The sequence below is a fragment of the Streptomyces sp. NPDC030840 genome, assembly GCF_055572015.1.
This window is the reverse complement of record NZ_JBVIEE010000023.1, coordinates 15,704-33,394: the sequence shown is the minus strand read 5'-3', so window position 1 is coordinate 33,394 and position 17,691 is coordinate 15,704. Positions and strand designations below refer to the sequence as shown.

Genomic DNA, 17,691 nt, shown 5'->3' with positions numbered 1-17,691 from the left:
CGTGAGCACCTTCCAGGCCCCCAAGGGCACGTACGACCTGATCCCGCCGGACAGCGCCAAGTACCTCGCCGTCCGTGAGGCGATCGCGGCCCCGCTGCGCAACTCCGGTTACGGCTACATCGAGACGCCGGGCTTCGAGAACGTGGAGCTCTTCGCGCGCGGTGTCGGCGAGTCGACGGACATCGTGACGAAGGAGATGTACGCCTTCGAGACGAAGGGCGGCGACAGGCTGGCCCTGCGCCCCGAGGGCACGGCGTCGGTCCTGAGGGCCGCGCTGGAGGCCAACCTGCACAAGGCGGGCAACCTCCCCGTCAAGCTCTGGTACTCCGGCTCGTACTACCGCTACGAGCGCCCGCAGAAGGGCCGTTACCGCCACTTCTCCCAGGTCGGTGCCGAGGCCATCGGTGCCGAGGACCCGGCGCTGGACGCCGAGTTGATCATCCTGGCGGACCAGGCGTACCGCTCGCTGGGCCTCAGGAACTTCCGCATCCTGCTCAACTCCCTGGGCGACAAGGAGTGCCGCCCGGTGTACAGGGCGGCACTCCAGGACTTCCTGCGCGGCCTGGACCTGGACGAGGACACCCTCCGCCGCGCCGAGATCAACCCGCTCCGGGTGCTCGACGACAAGCGCGAGTCGGTCCAGAAGCAGCTCACGGGAGCGCCTCTGCTGCGCGACTACCTCTGCGACGCGTGCAAGGCGTACCACGAGGAGGTCCGCGAGCTGATCACGGCGGCGGGCGTGGGCTTCGAGGACGACCCGAAGCTGGTGCGCGGCCTCGACTACTACACCCGCACGACGTTCGAGTTCGTCCACGACGGTCTCGGTTCCCAGTCCGCGGTGGGCGGTGGCGGCCGCTACGACGGTCTGTCGGAGATGATCGGCGGTCCGGCGCTGCCGTCGGTGGGCTGGGCCCTCGGTGTGGACCGCACCGTCCTCGCCCTGGAGGCGGAGGGCGTGGAACTCGCGCTCCCCGCGTCCACGAGCGTGTTCGCGGTCCCGCTGGGGGAGGAGGCCCGCCGGGTTCTCTTCGGGAAGGTCACCGAGCTGCGCAAGGTGGGTATCGCGGCCGACTTCTCCTACGGCGGGAAGGGCCTGAAGGGCGCGATGAAGAACGCCAACCGGAGCGGGGCGCGGTACGCGCTCGTCGCCGGCGAGCGTGATCTCGCCGAGGGCGTGGTCCAGCTCAAGGACATGGAGTCCGGCGAGCAGGTGTCCATCGGAGTGAACGAGATCGTGGCGGAACTGGAGTCGAGGCTGGGCTGAGCGGGACCGTCCCGGGTGGGCTGGGCATGGTTTCGCCCCCGCCGCCCCTACCCATTCCCGTCCCTTCCCTGGCGGCTGCCGCCCCCAGACCCCCGCTATCGGCCTGACGGCCTCCTCCTCAGACGCCGGACGGGCTGACTTTTCAGCCCCTCCGGCGTTTGAGGAGCGGGGGCCGGGGGCTGGCCCCGCGAAAGCGGGGCCCGGGGCGGCGCCCCGTGGCGGGTCGAATGGGCGCAGCCCCTGGAGACGGGACGGGAAGGGGCGACGGGGGCGAACATCCGTGCGTCAAGCCCTTATGTCCAGCGAACGGTGAACCAACCCCTGTGTACGGCACAATGACCGGTGCCCGGAAGCCCTCCTTCGACGCTACGGATACGACGAGATGAGCAAGACGACGGTCAGGGACGACGTCTCCATGGAGCGGGAACACATCCACACTCCACGCACCGAGGGCGCCGGCCGCGCCTTCGCGATCCTCATGCTGATCACCGGCGCGGCCGGACTGCTGGCCTCCTGGGTCATCACGATCGACAAGTTCAAGCTCCTTGAGGACCCCGGCTTCACCCCCGGGTGCAGCCTGAACCCCGTCGTCTCCTGCGGCAACATCATGAAGAGCGAGCAGGCCTCCGTCTTCGGGTTCCCCAACCCCATGCTCGGCCTCGTCGCGTACGGCATCGTGATCTGCGTCGGCATGAGTCTCCTCGCCCGCGCCACCTTCCCGCGCTGGTACTGGCTCACCTTCAACGCGGGCACCCTCTTCGGCGTCGGGTTCGTGACCTGGCTGCAGTACCAGTCGCTGTACAACATCAACTCGCTGTGCCTGTGGTGCTGCCTGGCCTGGGTCGCCACGATCGTCATGTTCTGGTACGTGACGTCGTTCAACGTCCGCAAGGGCTTCCTGCCGGCGCCGAGCTGGCTGAAGGGCTTCTTCGGCGAGTTCACCTGGGTCCTGCCCACGATGCACGTCGGCATCATCGGCATGCTGATCCTGACCCGCTGGTGGGACTTCTGGACGAGCTGACGGCAGCCGACGGCAGGAGCCCGACTGTCAGTGCGGTCATTTAGGGTTTCAGCGTGGAGCCCGACCTGTTCACCGCAGCCGCCGAAGAACGCCAGGAGAAGGACCCGTCCGGCAGCCCCCTGGCCGTGCGCATGCGCCCTCGCACCCTCGACGAGGTCGTGGGCCAGCAGCACCTGCTCAAGCCCGGGTCGCCCCTGCGCAGACTGGTCGGCGAGTCCGGCGGCGGCCCTGCCGGTCCGTCTTCGGTGATCCTCTGGGGCCCGCCCGGCACGGGCAAGACGACCCTCGCGTACGTCGTCTCCAAGGCCACCAACAAGCGCTTCGTCGAGCTCTCCGCGATCACCGCCGGCGTGAAGGAGGTCCGCGCGGTCATCGACGGCGCCCGCCGCGCCACCGGCGGCTACGGCAAGGAGACCGTCCTCTTCCTCGACGAGATCCACCGCTTCAGCAAGGCCCAGCAGGACTCCCTGCTCCCGGCCGTCGAGAACCGCTGGGTGACCCTGGTCGCGGCGACGACGGAGAACCCGTACTTCTCGGTGATCTCCCCCCTCCTGTCCCGCTCCCTGCTCCTCACGCTCGAACCGCTCACCGACGACGACGTGCGCGGTCTCCTGCGCCGCGCCCTCACCGACGAGCGCGGCCTCAGGGGCAGCGTGACCCTCCCCGACGACACCGAGGAGCACCTGCTGCGGATCGCCGGAGGCGACGCCCGCCGCGCGCTCACCGCCCTGGAGGCCGCCGCCGGAGCCGCCCTCGACAAGGGCGAGACGGAGATCGGCCTCACGACCCTCGAAGAGACCGTCGACCGCGCCGCCGTGAAGTACGACCGCTCCGGCGACCAGCACTACGACGTGGCGAGTGCCCTCATCAAGTCCATCCGCGGCTCGGACGTCGACGCGGCCCTGCACTACCTGGCCCGCATGATCGAGGCCGGGGAGGACCCCCGTTTCATCGCCCGCCGCCTGATGATCTCCGCCAGCGAGGACATCGGCCTCGCCGATCCGAACGCCCTGCCCATAGCCGTCGCCGCCGCCCAGGCGGTCGCCATGATCGGCTTCCCCGAGGCCGCGCTGACCCTCAGCCACGCCACCATCGCGCTCGCGCTCGCCCCCAAGTCCAACGCGGCGACCACCGCGATCGGTGCGGCCATGGAGGACGTCCGCAAGGGCCTGGCCGGCCCCGTGCCGCCCCACCTGCGCGACGGGCACTACAAGGGCGCGGCCAAGCTGGGGCACGCGCAGGGGTACGTCTACCCGCACGACCTGCCCGAGGGGATCGCCGCCCAGCAGTACGCACCGGACGCGATCAAGGAGCGCGAGTACTACACGCCGACCCGGCACGGCGCCGAGGCGCGCTACGCGGACGCGGTGGAGTGGACCAGGAAGAACCTCGGTCGGAAGCGGTCCTGACCACCCTGTAGACTGACGCGAAGTGCTGCGTCCCGTGTCCGGCTCCGGTCGGTGCCCCAGAACGGGACAACCAGCCGGATCCTCCGCGAGAGGATCCAGGAGCGTCGCGCACCGTCGAACGGTGTCGCGGGCAGCCCACCACCACCCGGAAACCCGGGAGCGGTCGGTGGGCCACTCGCGTGCTGCACGTATGTGCCCAGATCAGGGGAGCGGCTGCCCGGCAGGTCCGTGACGGACCCGGCGGGATTCCCCGGCTGCGGATGCGACCTCCCGTAACCCTGGGGAAGCCGAAAACTGAGAGAAGAGAAGAGAAGTGGCGAACCAGTCCCGCCCCAAGGTCAAGAAGTCGCGTGCCCTCGGCATCGCGCTGACCCCGAAGGCCGTCAAGTACTTCGAGGCCCGCCCCTACCCGCCGGGCGAGCACGGCCGCGGCCGCAAGCAGAACTCGGACTACAAGGTCCGTCTGCTCGAGAAGCAGCGCCTGCGCGCGCAGTACGACGTGTCCGAGCGCCAGCTCGTCCGCGCCTACGAGCGTGCCTCCAAGGTCCAGGGCAAGACCGGTGAGGCCCTGATCATCGAGCTGGAGCGCCGTCTCGACGCCCTGGTCCTGCGTTCGGGCATCGCCCGCACGATCTACCAGGCCCGCCAGATGGTCACCCACGGCCACATCGAGGTCAACGGCCACAAGGTCGACAAGCCGTCCTTCCGCGTCAAGCCGGACGACGTCGTCATGGTCCGTGAGCGCAGCCGTCAGAAGCCGCTGTTCGAGGTCGCCCGTGAGGGTGGCTTCGCCGCCGACGGCGAGACCCCGCGCTACCTCCAGGTGAACCTCAAGGCCCTGGCGTTCCGCCTGGACCGCGAGCCGAACCGCAAGGAGATCCCGGTGATCTGCGACGAGCAGCTCGTCGTCGAGTACTACGCCCGCTGATCGCCCCACGGCGCGAGCGGACGTAGTACGTCCACTGTGTCAGCCCGTCGTCTCCCCGCCCTCGTGGCGGACGGGACGGCGGGCTCTCGCATCTTCGGCCGCGGCCAGGTAATGCGGTACGGAGTGGCAGCCCCGGCGCGATAGGCTCGGGGGCACGACTTTTCGACGTTCAGGCATGTTCCGACATGTTCTCCGACACGTTCCAGGGAGCGGGTGCACAAGTGTCCGGTGGAGAGGTGGCCGGGATCCTGGTGGCCGTCTTCTGGGCGATCCTGGTCTCCTTCCTCGCCGTCGCGCTGGCGAGGCTGGCCCAGACGCTCAAGGCGACCACCAAACTCGTCGCGGACGTGACCGACCAGGCCGTCCCGCTCCTCGCCGACGCCTCCAGCGCGGTCCGCTCCGCGCAGACCCAGATCGACCGGGTCGACGCGATCGCCTCGGACGTCCAGGAGGTCACGTCGAACGCGTCGGCGCTCTCCACCACGGTCGCGTCCACCTTCGGCGGCCCCCTGGTGAAGGTGGCGGCGTTCGGCTACGGCGTGCGCCGCGCCATCGCCCGCCGCGACGACGTGCCCGCCAAGCCGTCCCGACGCACCGTGATCGTGGGCCGCACCGTCCCGTCCACGCGGCGGGGGAAGCGCAAGCCCCGGGACAAGAAGGACTGAGCGATGTTCCGCCGTACGTTCTGGTTCACCGCCGGCGCAGCCGCGGGCGTGTGGGCCACCACCAAGGTCAACCGCAAGCTGAAGCAGCTGACCCCCGAGAGCCTCGCCGCGACCGCCGCGAACAAGGCGCTCGAGACGGGCCACCGGCTCAAGGACCGCGCGGTCGGCTTCGCACTCGACGTCCGCGACGGCATGGCCCAGCGCGAGGCCGAACTCGGCGACGCGCTCGGCCTGAACGCGCCCGTCGACAAGGAACTCCCCGCCCCCCGGCGCTACGCCGCGATCGAGAACCGCAACAAGCCGAAGACGTACGTCGTCGACGGGACGACGTACTCGTACAACCGGAATGAGGACCACTGATGGAGTCGGCTGAGATCCGCCGCCGCTGGTTGAGCTTCTTCGAGGAGCGCGGTCACACCGTCGTCCCTTCGGCGTCGCTCATCGCGGACGACCCGACTCTGCTCCTCGTCAACGCCGGCATGGTGCCCTTCAAGCCCTACTTCCTGGGCGAGACGACGCCGCCGTACCAGCGCGCCACCAGCGTGCAGAAGTGTGTGCGCACGCCGGACATCGAGGAGGTCGGCAAGACCACCCGGCACGGCACGTTCTTCCAGATGTGCGGCAACTTCTCCTTCGGCGACTACTTCAAGGAAGGCGCCATCAAGCACGCCTGGGAGCTGCTCACCAGCCCCCAGGACAAGGGTGGTTACGGCCTGGACCCGGAGAAGCTCTGGATCACGGTCTACAAGGACGACGACGAGGCCGAGCGCATCTGGCACGACGTCGTCGGTGTGCCGAAGGAGCGCATCCAGCGCCTCGGCATGAAGGACAACTACTGGTCCATGGGCGTCCCCGGCCCCTGCGGCCCGTGCTCCGAGATCAACTACGACCGTGGCCCCGAGTTCGGCGTCGAGGGCGGCCCCGCCGTCAACGACGAGCGGTACGTGGAGATCTGGAACCTCGTCTTCATGCAGTACGAGCGCGGTGAGGGCACCAGCAAGGAGAACTTCGAGATCCTCGGCGAACTGCCGAGCAAGAACATCGACACGGGCCTCGGCCTGGAGCGTCTCGCCATGATTCTGCAGGGCGTGCAGAACATGTACGAGATCGACACCTCCATGGCCGTCATCAACAAGGCCACCGAGCTCACCGGCGTCCGCTACGGCGACGCCCACGCCTCCGACGTGTCGTTGCGCGTGGTCACCGACCACATGCGCACCTCCGTGATGCTCATCGGCGACGGCGTCACCCCCGGCAACGAGGGCCGCGGCTACGTCCTGCGCCGCATCATGCGCCGCGCCATCCGCAACATGCGGCTCCTCGGCGCCACCGGTCCGGTCGTGAAGGACCTGATCGACACCGTGATCGAGATGATGGGCCAGCAGTACCCCGAGCTCATCACCGACCGCGAGCGCATCGAGAAGGTCGCCCTCGCCGAGGAGGCCCGGTTCCTCAAGACGCTCAACTCCGGCACCAACGTCCTCGACACCGCCGTGAGCGAGACCAAGGCCGCCGGCTCCACCGTCCTGCCCGGCGACAAGGCCTTCCTGCTCCACGACACCTGGGGCTTCCCGATCGACCTCACCCTGGAGATGGCCGCCGAGCAGGGCCTGTCCGTGGACGAGGACGGCTTCCGCCGCCTGATGAAGGAGCAGCGGGAGCGCGCCAAGGCCGACGCCCGGGCCAAGAAGACCGGCCACGCCGACCTCGGCGCCTACCGGGAGATCGCCGACAGGTCCGGTGAGACGGACTTCATCGGCTATTCCGACACCCAGGGCGAGTCCACGGTCGTCGGCATCCTCGTCGACGGTGTGCCCTCGCCCGCCGCCACCGAGGGCGACGAGGTCGAGGTCGTTCTGGACCGCACCCCGTTCTACGCCGAGGGCGGCGGCCAGATCGGCGACACCGGCCGGATCAGGGTCGCCTCCGGCGCCGTCGTCGAGGTCCACGACTGCCAGAAGCCGGTCCCCGGCGTGTACGTCCACAAGGGCGTCGTCCAGGTCGGCGAGGTGGCCGTCGGTGACCTGGTCCACGCCTCGATCGACGACCGCCGCCGCAAGGCCATCGCCCGCGCCCACTCGGCCACGCACCTCACGCACCAGGCCCTGCGGGACGCCCTCGGCCCGACGGCCGCGCAGGCCGGCTCCGAGAACCAGCCGGGCCGCTTCCGCTTCGACTTCGGTTCGCCGTCCGCCGTGCCGACGGCCGTCATGACCGACGTCGAGCAGAAGATCAACGAGGTACTCGCCCGCGATCTCGACGTGAACGCCGAGATCATGGGCATCGACGAGGCCAAGAAGCAGGGCGCCATCGCCGAGTTCGGTGAGAAGTACGGCGACCGCGTCCGTGTCGTGACCATCGGTGACTTCTCCAAGGAGCTGTGCGGCGGCACGCACGTCCACAACACCGCCCAGCTGGGTCTCGTGAAGCTCCTCGGCGAGTCCTCGATCGGCTCCGGTGTGCGCCGTATCGAGGCCCTGGTCGGCGTCGACGCCTACAACTTCCTGGCCCGTGAGCACACGGTCGTGGCCCAGCTCCAGGAGCTGATCAAGGGCCGTCCCGAGGAGCTCCCGGAGAAGGTCTCCGCCATGCTCGGCAAGCTGAAGGACGCCGAGAAGGAGATCGAGAAGTTCCGCGCCGAGAAGGTCCTCCAGGCCGCCGCCGGGCTCGCCGAGTCGGCCAGGGACGTCCGCGGTGTCGCCGTGGTCACCGGCCAGGTCCCGGACGGCACGACCCCGGACGACCTGCGCAGGCTGGTCCTCGACGTGCGTGGCCGCATCCAGGGCGGCCGGGCCGCCGTGGTCGCCCTGTTCACGGTGAACAACGGCAAGCCGCTGACGGTCATCGCGACCAACGAGGCCGCCCGTGAGCGCGGTCTGAAGGCCGGCGACCTGGTCCGTACGGCCGCCAAGACCCTCGGCGGCGGCGGTGGCGGCAAGCCGGACGTCGCCCAGGGCGGAGGCCAGAACCCGGCCGCCGTCGGCGAGGCCGTCGACGCGGTCGAGCGCCTGGTCGGCGAGACGGCCAAGTAGGGCTCATCGGGACAACGTAAGAATCGGCTGTGAGTATGCGCAGAGGACGTCGGCTCGCGATCGACGTCGGGGACGCCCGGATCGGGGTCGCCTCGTGCGACCCCGACGGGATCCTCGCCACCCCCGTCGAGACGGTTCCGGGACGTGACGTCCCGGCCGCGCAACGCCGGTTGAGACAACTCGTCGAGGAATACGAGCCCATCGAGGTCATCGTCGGCCTCCCTCGCTCCCTGAAGGGCGGCGAGGGACCGGCGGCGGTCAAAGTGCGCGGCTTCGCCCAGGAGTTGGCAGGCATGATCGTCCCCGTTCCGGTGAGACTCGTGGACGAGAGGATGACCACGGTGACGGCCAGTCAGGGACTGCGCGCGTCGGGCGTGAAGTCCAAGAAGGGCAGATCGGTCATCGACCAGGCAGCGGCCGTGATCATCCTGCAACAGGCCCTCGAATCCGAGCGAGTGTCAGGTACGGCACCCGGCGATGGCATCGAAGTGGTCATCTGATCGCGATACGGTAACGTTCCGGCGCGATGTGACAGCAGCCGAACGGCTGTCGCGCAGATCGAGGCGGGACGGAAGCGGAGCCGCGCGACCGCCCCCTCGCGGCTCTAGGGGATCGATGACTGAGTATGGCCGGAGCCCAGGCTCCGAACCGTGGCATCCCGAGGACCCGTTGTACGGGGACGGCGGATGGGGAGGACAGCAGGCCCACGCGGGTCAGCAGGCTCCCTACGGCGGCCAGCCGCAGCACTATCCGGAGCAGCAGCCGCAGCAGTCTCAGTACGGCGACTGGGGCAACGGCCAGCAGGCCCAGTACGGTCAGGCGCAGGAGCAGTATCCGTACTACGACGGGCAGGGACACCAGCAGTACCCCGATCAGGGACAGCAGTACCAGGGCGGGGGCTGGGACACCGGCGGGCACCCGCACGCCCAGGGGCAGTACCCCGCCGGCCCGGGGGAGCACTACGGCGGCCAGGACGCCGGGTACGGCGGTGGGCAGCACGACTACTACGGCAACCCCGACGCGTACCCGCAGCAGGAGCAGCAGCCGCCACAGCAGCAGCCCGGGGTGGAGCCCCAGCCGAGCCGCCGGACCGAGCAGGAGCCACCGCAGACCGACTGGGACCCCGGCCCCGACCAGGGCGAGCACGCCTTCTTCGCGGGCGGCAACGACGACGATGACGACGGCTCCGACGATCCGGGCGGCCGTGGCGGACGCGGTGACCGCACAGGCAAGGGCAAGGGCAAGGGCGACCAGGCGGGCAAGGGCGGCAAGAAGAGCCGCAACGGCTTCGCCTGCCTGGTGGTGGTCCTCGTCCTCGGTGGCGGTGTCGGCGGAGTCGGGTATGTCGGTTACCAGTGGTACCAAAATCGTTTCGCCGCCGCCCCGGACTACGCGGGGGACGGCACGGGCGAGTCGGTGAGCGTCACCATCGACAAGGGCGCGAGCGGATACCAGATCGGGCAGGTGCTGAAGAAGGCCGGTGTCGTCAAGAGCGTCGACGCCTTCGTGACGGCTCAGGCGAACAACGCCAAGGGTGACACGATCCAGGCGGGCGTCTACACCCTCAGGAAGCAGATGTCCGCCGCCAGCGCCGTCAGCCTCATGCTCAGCGACAAGAGCCGCAACAACCTGGTCATCGCCGAGGGGCAGCGCAACAAGCAGATCTACGAGCTGATCGACAAACGCCTTGGGGTCAAGGCGGGCACGACCGAGTCCGTCGCCAAGAACGACTGGAAGTCCCTCGGCCTTCCCAAGTGGGCGAACGACAACAGCGAGATCAAGGAGCCGGTGGAGGGATTCCTCTACCCGTCCAGCTATCCCGTGTCCAAGGGCATGAAGCCGGAGGACGTCCTGAAGGAAATGGTCGCCCTCTCCAAGCAGAAGTACGCCCAGTTCGGGCTGGAGAAGAAGGCCAAGGCCCTGGACCTCGACAGTCCGCTCCAGGTGCTCACCGTGGCGAGCCTCGTCCAGGCCGAGGGCAAGTCGAAGGACGACTTCGAGAAGGTCGCGAGGGTCGTCTACAACCGGCTCAAGCCGGACAACACCGAGACCTACGGCCTGCTCGACTTCGACTCCACGGTGAACTACCTGCGCGGCGAGTCCAAACTGGCCACGGGGTCGGTCGACCAGCTGCGGCAGATCAACGACCCGTACAACACCTACAAGATCAAGGGCCTGCCGCCCGGGCCGATCAACAACCCGGGCCAGGTGGCGATCGAGGCGGCACTCAACCCGGCCAAGGGAAACTGGTACTACTTCGTCTCGGTCAGCGAGGACGAGACACTCTTCGCCGAGACCAACGAAGAACAGAACCGCAACCGGCAGCGGTACCTCGAAGAGCAGAAAAACGGATGATGACCCGCAGCGACAGCAAGCGCCGAGCCGCCGTTCTCGGCTCCCCGATCGCCCACTCGCTCTCCCCGGTGCTCCACCGGGCGGCGTACGCGGCGCTGGGCCTCGACGACTGGTCCTACGACCGCTTCGAGATCGACGAGGAATCGCTGCCGGAGTTCTTCGGGAAGCTCGGGCCCGAGTGGGCGGGGCTGTCGCTGACCATGCCGCTGAAGCGGGCCGTCATCCCGCTGCTCGACGAGATCAGTGAGACGGCGGCCTCCGTGGAGGCCGTCAACACCGTCGTGTTCACCGAGGACGGGCGGAGCACTGGCGACAACACCGACATCCCCGGGATGGTGGGCGCCCTGCGCGAGCACGGCATCGAACGGGTGGACTCCGCCGCGATCCTCGGCGCGGGCGCCACCGCGTCCTCCGCCCTGGCGGCGCTCGCCCGGATCTGCACCGGCGAGGTCGTCGCGTACGTACGGAGCGAGGCCCGTGCCGCCGAGATGCGGCTGTGGGGCGAGCGGCTCGACGTCGACGTGCGCACGGCGGGCTGGGAGGACGCGGAGCAGGCCCTGAGTGCGCCGCTCGTCATCGCCACCACCCCGGCCGGCACCACCGACGAACTGGCCTCGGCCGTCCCGGAACGGCCCGCGACCCTGTTCGACGTGCTGTACGACCCGTGGCCGACGACGCTAGCGGCGCGCTGGTCCGCGTACGGAGGAGCTGTCGTCAGCGGCCTCGACCTGCTCGTGCACCAGGCGGTGCTCCAGGTCGAGCAGATGACGGGCCACGCTCCGGCCCCGTTGGACGTCATGCGAAAAGCAGGGGAACACGCACTGACCGGCCGGTAAGATCCGTTCGGTTCCGCAGGGGGCGGAACCGGGGGGAGCAGTTCATGTCCACAGGTGTGCCTCTGGCGTCCGTCAAAGGCCAGATATTCGAGGCCGTACTGGGTTTCCTGCCCGACTGGGTGCAGATCACGGTGCTCGCACTGGTCGTGCTCGTCGTCGTCGGGTCGTGGATCGTCAAGCTGAAGCGCAAGCTGGCCCATCGGCGTGCTGTGCGCACCGGACAGCCCGTCCACGCCGCGGCGCAGCACGGGCAGGGGCGCGGAGCCGACTATCTGGGCGCCTACGCGCCCCAGCAGGCGGAGTCCGCGCAGGCCGCCGCTCAGCCCGCCCAGCAGGTCCGCGGCGCCGACTTCCTGGGCTCGTACGCTCCTCAGCGGCGGCCGGGGGACGGCTCGGCCTGACCCTCAGCGGCTGTGAGACGGGCGTCCTGGACCCCACGCCCCCGGCAGCGCCGACGCTTCGATTCCCACCCCACCACCCCGGATCGGGGCCTTTCACGTCCGCCTGATGGACCTGCGACCGGCTCCGGGCCCGGACGTGGGAGGATCGGAGTGGCGGGCCCGGGCCGCGCACCGGGTGGCGCCGTCGCCGTACGCGAGGACGCGCGTACGCAGGGCAGTACGCAGTACCAGGGCGCGAGCACTGAGGAGCACCGTTGAGCAGGTTGCGCTGGCTGACCGCGGGGGAGTCCCACGGTCCCGCACTCGTCGCGACGCTGGAGGGCCTTCCCGCCGGCGTGCCGATCACCACGGAGATGGTGGCGGACCACCTGGCGCGGCGGCGGCTGGGCTACGGACGCGGTGCGCGCATGAAGTTCGAGCGCGACGAGATCACCTTCATCGGTGGCGTTCGGCACGGCCTGACCCTGGGCTCCCCGGTGGCGATCATGGTGGGCAACACCGAGTGGCCCAAGTGGGAGCAGGTCATGGCGGCCGACCCGGTGGACCCGGAGATCCTGGCCGGCCTCGCTCGCAACGCGCCCCTGACCCGGCCCCGGCCCGGCCACGCGGACCTCGCGGGCATGCAGAAGTACGGGTTCGACGAGGCGCGTCCGGTGCTGGAGAGGGCGAGTGCTCGGGAGACGGCCGCACGGGTGGCCCTGGGCGCGGTGGCGCGGTCGTACCTGAAGGAGACGGCCGGGATCGAGATCGTCTCCCACGTGGTGGAGCTGGCGGCGGCGAAGGCCCCCTACGGCGTCTACCCCAAGCCCTCGGACGTCGAGAAGCTGGACGCCGACCCGGTGCGCTGCCTGGACGCGGACGCGTCGAAGGCGATGGTCGCGGAGATCGACCAGGCCCATAAGGACGGTGACACCCTCGGTGGCGTGGTCGAGGTACTCGCGTACGGGGTGCCGGTGGGCCTCGGCTCGCACGTGCACTGGGACCGGAGGCTGGACGCCCGCCTCGCGGCTGCCCTGATGGGTATCCAGGCCATCAAGGGCGTCGAGGTCGGCGACGGCTTCGAGCTGGCCCGCGTGCCGGGCTCGAAGGCGCACGACGAGATCGTGCGGACGGACGAGGGCGTGCGGCGCGCCACCGGCCGCTCGGGCGGCACCGAAGGCGGCCTGACCACCGGCGAGCTGCTGCGGGTACGGGCGGCGATGAAGCCGATCGCGACCGTGCCCCGGGCCCTGGCGACCATCGACGTGGTCACCGGCGAGGAGGCGAAGGCCCACCACCAGCGCTCCGACGTGTGCGCGGTCCCGGCGGCCGGCATCGTCGCCGAGGCGATGGTCGCGCTCGTGCTCGCGGACGCGGTGGCGGAGAAGTTCGGCGGCGACAGCGTCACCGAGACCCGCCGCAACGTGCGGTCCTACCTCGAGAACCTGGCGATCCGATGAGCGGTTCGACGCGCGGCCCGCTGGTCGTCCTCGTCGGCCCGATGGGCGTGGGGAAGTCCACCGTCGGGCAGTTGCTCGCCGAGCGGCTCGGCTGCGGCTACCGGGACACGGACGACGACATCGTCGCCGGGCAGGGCCGCACGATCGCGGACATCTTCGTCGACGAGGGCGAGCCCGCCTTCCGGGCGATCGAGAAGCAGGCGGTCCACACCGCGCTCACCGAACACGACGGCGTCCTCGCGCTCGGCGGCGGATCCATCCTGGACGCCGACACCCGCGCCGCGCTGGCCGGCCTGCGGGTGGTCTACCTGTCGATGGACGTGGAGGAGGCCGTCAAGCGGACCGGCCTCAACACCGCCCGCCCGCTGCTCGCGGTCAATCCGCGCCGCCAGTGGCGGGAGCTGATGGAGGCCCGCCGTCACCTGTACACCGAGGTCGCCCAAGCGGTCGTCCCCACCGACAACCGCACACCCGAAGAGGTCACCCAAGCCGTCCTGGACGCACTGGAGTTGAAGGAAGCATGAGCGAGGCAGTCACCCGGATCCAGGTCGGCGGCACGGCGGGCACCGACCCGTACGAGGTCCTGGTCGGCCGGCAACTCCTCGGTGAGCTGGGTGGGTTGATCGGGGACAGGGCCAAGCGGGTGGCCGTCATCCACCCCGAGGCGCTGGACGGGACGGGGGAGGCGCTGCGGGCGGACCTGGCCGGGCAGGGCTACGAGGCCGTCGCCATCCAGGTGCCGAACGCGGAGGAGGCCAAGACCGCCGAGGTCGCCGCCTACTGCTGGAAGGCGCTGGGCCAGTCCGGGTTCACCCGGACGGATGTGATCGTGGGCGTGGGCGGCGGCGCCACCACGGACCTGGCCGGCTTCGTGGCCGCGACCTGGCTGCGCGGGGTGCGCTGGATCGCCATCCCCACCACCGTGCTGGCCATGGTCGACGCGGCCGTCGGGGGCAAGACTGGCATCAACACGGCCGAGGGCAAGAACCTCGTCGGCGCCTTCCACCCGCCGGCCGGTGTGCTGTGCGACCTGGCCGCGCTGGACTCCCTGCCGGTCAACGACTACGTGTCCGGGCTCGCCGAGGTCATCAAGGCCGGGTTCATCGCCGACCCGGTGATCCTGGAGCTCATCGAGTCCGATCCGCAGGCCGCCCGCACCCCGGCAGGTCCGCACACCGCCGAGCTGATCGAACGGTCCATCAAGGTCAAGGCCGAGGTCGTCTCGTCCGACCTCAAGGAGTCCGGGCTGCGCGAGATCCTCAACTACGGGCACACTCTCGGGCACGCCATCGAGAAGAACGAGCGCTACAAGTGGCGGCACGGAGCGGCGGTCTCCGTCGGGATGCACTTCGCGGCCGAACTCGGGCGCCTGGCGGGCCGGTTGGACGACGCGACAGCCGACCGCCACCGCACGGTGCTGGAGTCGGTCGGGCTGCCGCTGCACTACCGCTACGACCAGTGGCCCAAGTTGCTGGAGACGATGAAGGTCGACAAGAAGTCCCGCGGCGACCTGCTGCGGTTCATCGTCCTCGACGGACTGGCCAAGCCCACCGTCCTGGAGGGCCCCGACCCTGCGGTTCTGCTCGCCGCCTACGGAGAAGTGGGGCAGTAACACCCACTCGCCCCCGTAGGCCCGATTCCCCTTGCGGGCATGGGCACTTCGGCCCGTTCCCGGCCGTTCCCCAAACGGCGGCCGGGGGCGGTACCGTTCGGAAGGGAACGGGGTGCCCGCGCCCCGCCTGCCAGCGCCAATGTGACTGTACGAGACGGAGTGGCACCGGATGCAGCACGCAGTGGGGGCTCCGCTGCCGCCGCCCCACGAGCCGGGGCAGGGACCGTCGACCCCTTGGTCGCCGGCCGGACAGCACCCGGGACACCCGGGCCCCGCACCGTCGTCCCCGCCCCCGCCGGGGTTCGTCGGAACACCGGTCCCGCCGGGTGCCCCGCAGGTCCCGCCCCACGCGCCGCCGCAACCCGCTTCGGCCCCACCGTCGCGGGACACGACCGGACACATGCAGCTGCCGCCCGGCGGCCCTGTCGGCATGCCGAGCGCACCGCCCGCCGTGGGCGCGCCCGACACGACGACCACGACGCTCGCGGTGCTGCTGATCGGGCCGGCGGGCGCGGGCAAGACGAGCGTGGCCAAGTACTGGGCGGACCACCGCCGGGTGCCCACGGCGCACATCAGTCTGGACGACGTACGCGAATGGGTCCGCTCGGGCTTCGCCGACCCTCAGTCCGGGTGGAACGACCACTCGGAGGCGCAGTACCGTCTCGCGCGCCGCACCTGCGGCTTCGCCGCGCGCAACTTTCTGGCGAACGGCATCTCCTGCATCCTCGACGACGCCGTCTTCCCCGACCGCCCGGTCGTCGGCCTCGGTGGCTGGAAACGACACGTCGGGCCCGGCCTCCTGCCGGTCGTCCTCCTGCCCGGCCTGGAGATTGTCCTGGAGCGCAACGCCGAGCGCACGGGCAACCGCCGACTCACCGACGAAGAGGTCGCCCGCATCCACGGCCGCATGGCCGGCTGGTACGGCTCCGGGCTGCCCATCATCGACAACTCCCACCTGGACGTGCCCTCGACGGCCCAGGTCCTGGACGACGTCCTGGCGCGATCGATCGCGAGCCCGCCGAAGTGGTAGGAGCGGGACACTTCAACACCTCTGGCGTTGCACTTCCACCCTTCCGGTATTGCACTTTCCAGCCCCCCGGCGTTGCACCTTTCAGCCCCTCCGGCGTTTGAGGAGCGGGGGTCCGGGGGCCGGCCCCCGAAACGGGGTCCGGGGCGGAGCCCCGAAAGGACGGGGGTCCAGGGGGCGCAGCCCCCTTGGCGGGGTCGAAGGGGCGGAGCCCCTGGGGATGGGACGGGTAGGGGCGGCGGGGGCGAAAGAACTCCGGGCGCCCCCGACAGGCCCCGGCAGCCCCGGCGACAGACGCCCACACCACCACCCCCCGTCCGGCCCACCCAACCGGCGAATTCCGGCCACCCCTCATAGGCTCGGCACATGTCAGAGGTGTACGCGGCCCGCCGGGCCCGGCTACGGGAGCACTGCAACGCGGGCGGCAGCGCGACCGCGCTCGTCACCCGCCCGGCCAACGTGCGCTACCTCGCGGGCGCGGCACCCCAGGGCGCCGTCCTGCTGCTGGGCCCGGACGAGGACCTGCTGGTCTGCGGCGGCACCCCACCCGGCGGCGGGCGTGACCACGAGACACGCCTCGACGAGGCGCTGCGCGTGCACCCGCTTCCCGGCCCGGGCGGTGACCCCGCGGTCGCCGCCGCCGACCTCGCCGCCGCCGAGGGCGCCGAGTCCCTCGCGGTCGAGGAACACCACCTCACCGTCACCCGCCACCGCGCCCTCCGCTCGGTGGCCCCCCGGCTGCGCCTCGCCGATCTGGGCGGCGCGGTCGAACAGCTGCGCGTCATCAAGGACGAGGAGGAGATCTCCTGTCTGCGGATCGGCGCGGAGATCGCCGACCAGGCGCTGAGCGAGCTGCTGGAGTCGATCCTCGTCGGCCGTACCGAACGTCACCTCGCCCTGGAACTGGAGCGCCGGCTCGTCGACCACGGCGCCGACGGCCCGGCCTTCGCGACCTCCGTCGCCACCGGCCCCAACGCCGGCCGCCGCCTGCACCGCCCCACCGACCGCCGCGTCGAGGAGGGCGACTTCCTCTCGGTGTGCCTGGGCGCGACGTACCGCGGATACCGCTGCGAGATCGGCCGGACATTCGTCATCGGCATGTCTCCCGCCGACTGGCAGATCGAGCTGTACGACCTCGTCTTCGCCGCTCAGCGGGCCGGACGCGAGATGCTGGCCCCCGGCGTGGCCTACCGTGACGTGGACCGCGCGGCACGTCAGGTACTGGACTGTGCGGGGTACACCGAAGGCCTCCCACCGCTGACGGGCCACGGGGTCGGACTCGAAATCGACGAGGACCCGCAGTTGGCTCCCGCGGCCATGGGTAAACTGGACGCTTGCGTGCCGGTCACCGTCGAACCGGGGGTCCACCTCCCGGGCCGGGGCGGCGTCCGGATCGATGACACGCTCGTCGTCCGCCCCGAGGCGGACGGCGGACCCGAGCTACTCACCATCACGACCAAGGAGCTGCTCGCGCTCTAGCGACACCAGGGAAGTTGAGGCACGTCCCCACGCCACCCGGCACGCGCTCTCGCCGCACCGGCCGTAGGCCCCAGTAGCTCCGCTACGAGGACCTCCAACCGGCACACCGAGCAGCACGCACCGGCAGTGACCCAAGCCGCTGCCGCGGCGGGCGCGGGAACGCATCCGCACTTCCCCGGCGCCGCTCCGCGCGTGTCTTCTGGTCGTCACGTCAGTCCAGGAG

Annotated in this window: 16 protein-coding genes; all 16 read left to right on the top strand. The window is 70.5% G+C overall.

Features of this window, described 5'->3' with window-relative positions; genetic code table 11:
* Position 1 precedes the first annotated feature (1 nt).
* The 16 genes from hisS to ACZ49J_RS35455 all read left to right on the top strand — a co-directional run bounded on the left by hisS (position 2) and on the right by ACZ49J_RS35455 (position 17,468).
* Positions 2-1,264 carry a histidine--tRNA ligase gene (gene hisS, locus ACZ49J_RS35530; RefSeq protein ID WP_467455017.1) on the top strand — a complete coding sequence of 421 codons (1,263 nt, stop codon included), beginning with the start codon at positions 2-4 and terminating at the stop codon, positions 1,262-1,264.
* A gap of 382 nt (positions 1,265-1,646) precedes the next feature.
* Positions 1,647-2,285, top strand: coding sequence for a vitamin K epoxide reductase family protein (locus tag ACZ49J_RS35525; protein WP_467455019.1), 639 nt, complete (start codon positions 1,647-1,649; stop codon positions 2,283-2,285).
* A 53-nt stretch (positions 2,286-2,338) separates the two neighbouring features.
* Positions 2,339-3,694, top strand: a complete 1,356-nt coding sequence (locus ACZ49J_RS35520) for a replication-associated recombination protein A (RefSeq protein WP_467455020.1) — start codon at positions 2,339-2,341, stop codon at positions 3,692-3,694.
* Between the two features lie 313 nt (positions 3,695-4,007).
* The gene (gene rpsD / locus ACZ49J_RS35515) at positions 4,008-4,622 is read left to right on the top strand and encodes a 30S ribosomal protein S4 (RefSeq protein WP_131563026.1); all 615 of its coding nucleotides are present in this window, start codon (positions 4,008-4,010) and stop codon (positions 4,620-4,622) included.
* Between the two features lie 221 nt (positions 4,623-4,843).
* Entirely contained in the window at positions 4,844-5,287 is a 444-nt protein-coding gene (locus ACZ49J_RS35510; protein ID WP_467455022.1) for a DUF948 domain-containing protein, read from the top strand.
* A 3-nt stretch (positions 5,288-5,290) separates the two neighbouring features.
* Entirely contained in the window at positions 5,291-5,647 is a 357-nt protein-coding gene (locus tag ACZ49J_RS35505) for a DUF6167 family protein (protein ID WP_467455023.1), read from the top strand.
* Positions 5,647-8,319 carry an alanine--tRNA ligase gene (alaS, locus tag ACZ49J_RS35500; protein WP_467455025.1) on the top strand — a complete coding sequence of 891 codons (2,673 nt, stop codon included), beginning with the start codon at positions 5,647-5,649 and terminating at the stop codon, positions 8,317-8,319. Before ACZ49J_RS35505 ends, alaS begins: the two co-directional genes overlap by 1 nt.
* Positions 8,320-8,354: 35 nt before the next feature.
* Entirely contained in the window at positions 8,355-8,819 is a 465-nt protein-coding gene (gene ruvX / locus ACZ49J_RS35495; RefSeq protein WP_467455027.1) for a Holliday junction resolvase RuvX, read from the top strand.
* A gap of 115 nt (positions 8,820-8,934) precedes the next feature.
* Positions 8,935-10,674 carry an endolytic transglycosylase MltG gene (gene mltG / locus ACZ49J_RS35490; RefSeq protein ID WP_467455029.1) on the top strand — a complete coding sequence of 580 codons (1,740 nt, stop codon included), beginning with the start codon at positions 8,935-8,937 and terminating at the stop codon, positions 10,672-10,674.
* Positions 10,674-11,510 carry a shikimate dehydrogenase gene (locus tag ACZ49J_RS35485; protein ID WP_467455062.1) on the top strand — a complete coding sequence of 279 codons (837 nt, stop codon included), beginning with the start codon at positions 10,674-10,676 and terminating at the stop codon, positions 11,508-11,510. The genes mltG and ACZ49J_RS35485 overlap by 1 nt, the downstream gene beginning before the upstream one ends.
* Positions 11,511-11,554: 44 nt before the next feature.
* Positions 11,555-11,911 (top strand): hypothetical protein, encoded by a 357-nt coding sequence (locus ACZ49J_RS35480; RefSeq protein ID WP_467455031.1) that lies wholly within the window; start codon positions 11,555-11,557, stop codon positions 11,909-11,911.
* Positions 11,912-12,165: 254 nt separating this feature from the next.
* A complete protein-coding gene (aroC, locus tag ACZ49J_RS35475; protein WP_467455032.1) occupies positions 12,166-13,350 on the top strand; it encodes a chorismate synthase in 1,185 nt (394 codons plus the stop codon).
* On the top strand, positions 13,347-13,874 hold the full coding sequence (locus tag ACZ49J_RS35470; protein ID WP_467455033.1) for a shikimate kinase: 528 nt from the start codon (positions 13,347-13,349) through the stop codon (positions 13,872-13,874). The genes aroC and ACZ49J_RS35470 overlap by 4 nt, the downstream gene beginning before the upstream one ends.
* Positions 13,871-14,962: a 3-dehydroquinate synthase gene (gene aroB, locus ACZ49J_RS35465; RefSeq protein ID WP_467455035.1), complete on the top strand. Its 1,092-nt coding sequence runs from the start codon at positions 13,871-13,873 to the stop codon at positions 14,960-14,962. The genes ACZ49J_RS35470 and aroB overlap by 4 nt, the downstream gene beginning before the upstream one ends.
* A gap of 169 nt (positions 14,963-15,131) precedes the next feature.
* A complete protein-coding gene (locus ACZ49J_RS35460; protein WP_467455037.1) occupies positions 15,132-15,992 on the top strand; it encodes a Pro-rich N-terminal domain-containing protein in 861 nt (286 codons plus the stop codon).
* A gap of 363 nt (positions 15,993-16,355) precedes the next feature.
* Complete coding sequence (locus ACZ49J_RS35455) at positions 16,356-17,468, top strand: aminopeptidase P family protein (protein ID WP_467455038.1); 1,113 nt, start codon at positions 16,356-16,358, stop codon at positions 17,466-17,468.
* Positions 17,469-17,691 lie beyond the last annotated feature (223 nt).

What these genes read in the sequence shown, in the direction of transcription:
- ruvX (WP_467455027.1), top strand. Translation starts at nt 8,355, where the DNA reads ATGCGCAGAGGACGTCGGCTCGCGATCGACGTCGGGGACGCCCGGATC.
- ACZ49J_RS35485 (WP_467455062.1), top strand. Translation starts at nt 10,674, where the DNA reads ATGACCCGCAGCGACAGCAAGCGCCGAGCCGCCGTTCTCGGCTCCCCG.
- aroB (WP_467455035.1), top strand. Translation starts at nt 13,871, where the DNA reads ATGAGCGAGGCAGTCACCCGGATCCAGGTCGGCGGCACGGCGGGCACC.
- ACZ49J_RS35460 (WP_467455037.1), top strand. Translation starts at nt 15,132, where the DNA reads ATGCAGCACGCAGTGGGGGCTCCGCTGCCGCCGCCCCACGAGCCGGGG.
- ACZ49J_RS35505 (WP_467455023.1), top strand. Translation starts at nt 5,291, where the DNA reads ATGTTCCGCCGTACGTTCTGGTTCACCGCCGGCGCAGCCGCGGGCGTG.
- alaS (WP_467455025.1), top strand. Translation starts at nt 5,647, where the DNA reads ATGGAGTCGGCTGAGATCCGCCGCCGCTGGTTGAGCTTCTTCGAGGAG.
- ACZ49J_RS35480 (WP_467455031.1), top strand. Translation starts at nt 11,555, where the DNA reads ATGTCCACAGGTGTGCCTCTGGCGTCCGTCAAAGGCCAGATATTCGAG.
- ACZ49J_RS35470 (WP_467455033.1), top strand. Translation starts at nt 13,347, where the DNA reads ATGAGCGGTTCGACGCGCGGCCCGCTGGTCGTCCTCGTCGGCCCGATG.
- mltG (WP_467455029.1), top strand. Translation starts at nt 8,935, where the DNA reads ATGACTGAGTATGGCCGGAGCCCAGGCTCCGAACCGTGGCATCCCGAG.
- ACZ49J_RS35525 (WP_467455019.1), top strand. Translation starts at nt 1,647, where the DNA reads ATGAGCAAGACGACGGTCAGGGACGACGTCTCCATGGAGCGGGAACAC.
- ACZ49J_RS35455 (WP_467455038.1), top strand. Translation starts at nt 16,356, where the DNA reads ATGTCAGAGGTGTACGCGGCCCGCCGGGCCCGGCTACGGGAGCACTGC.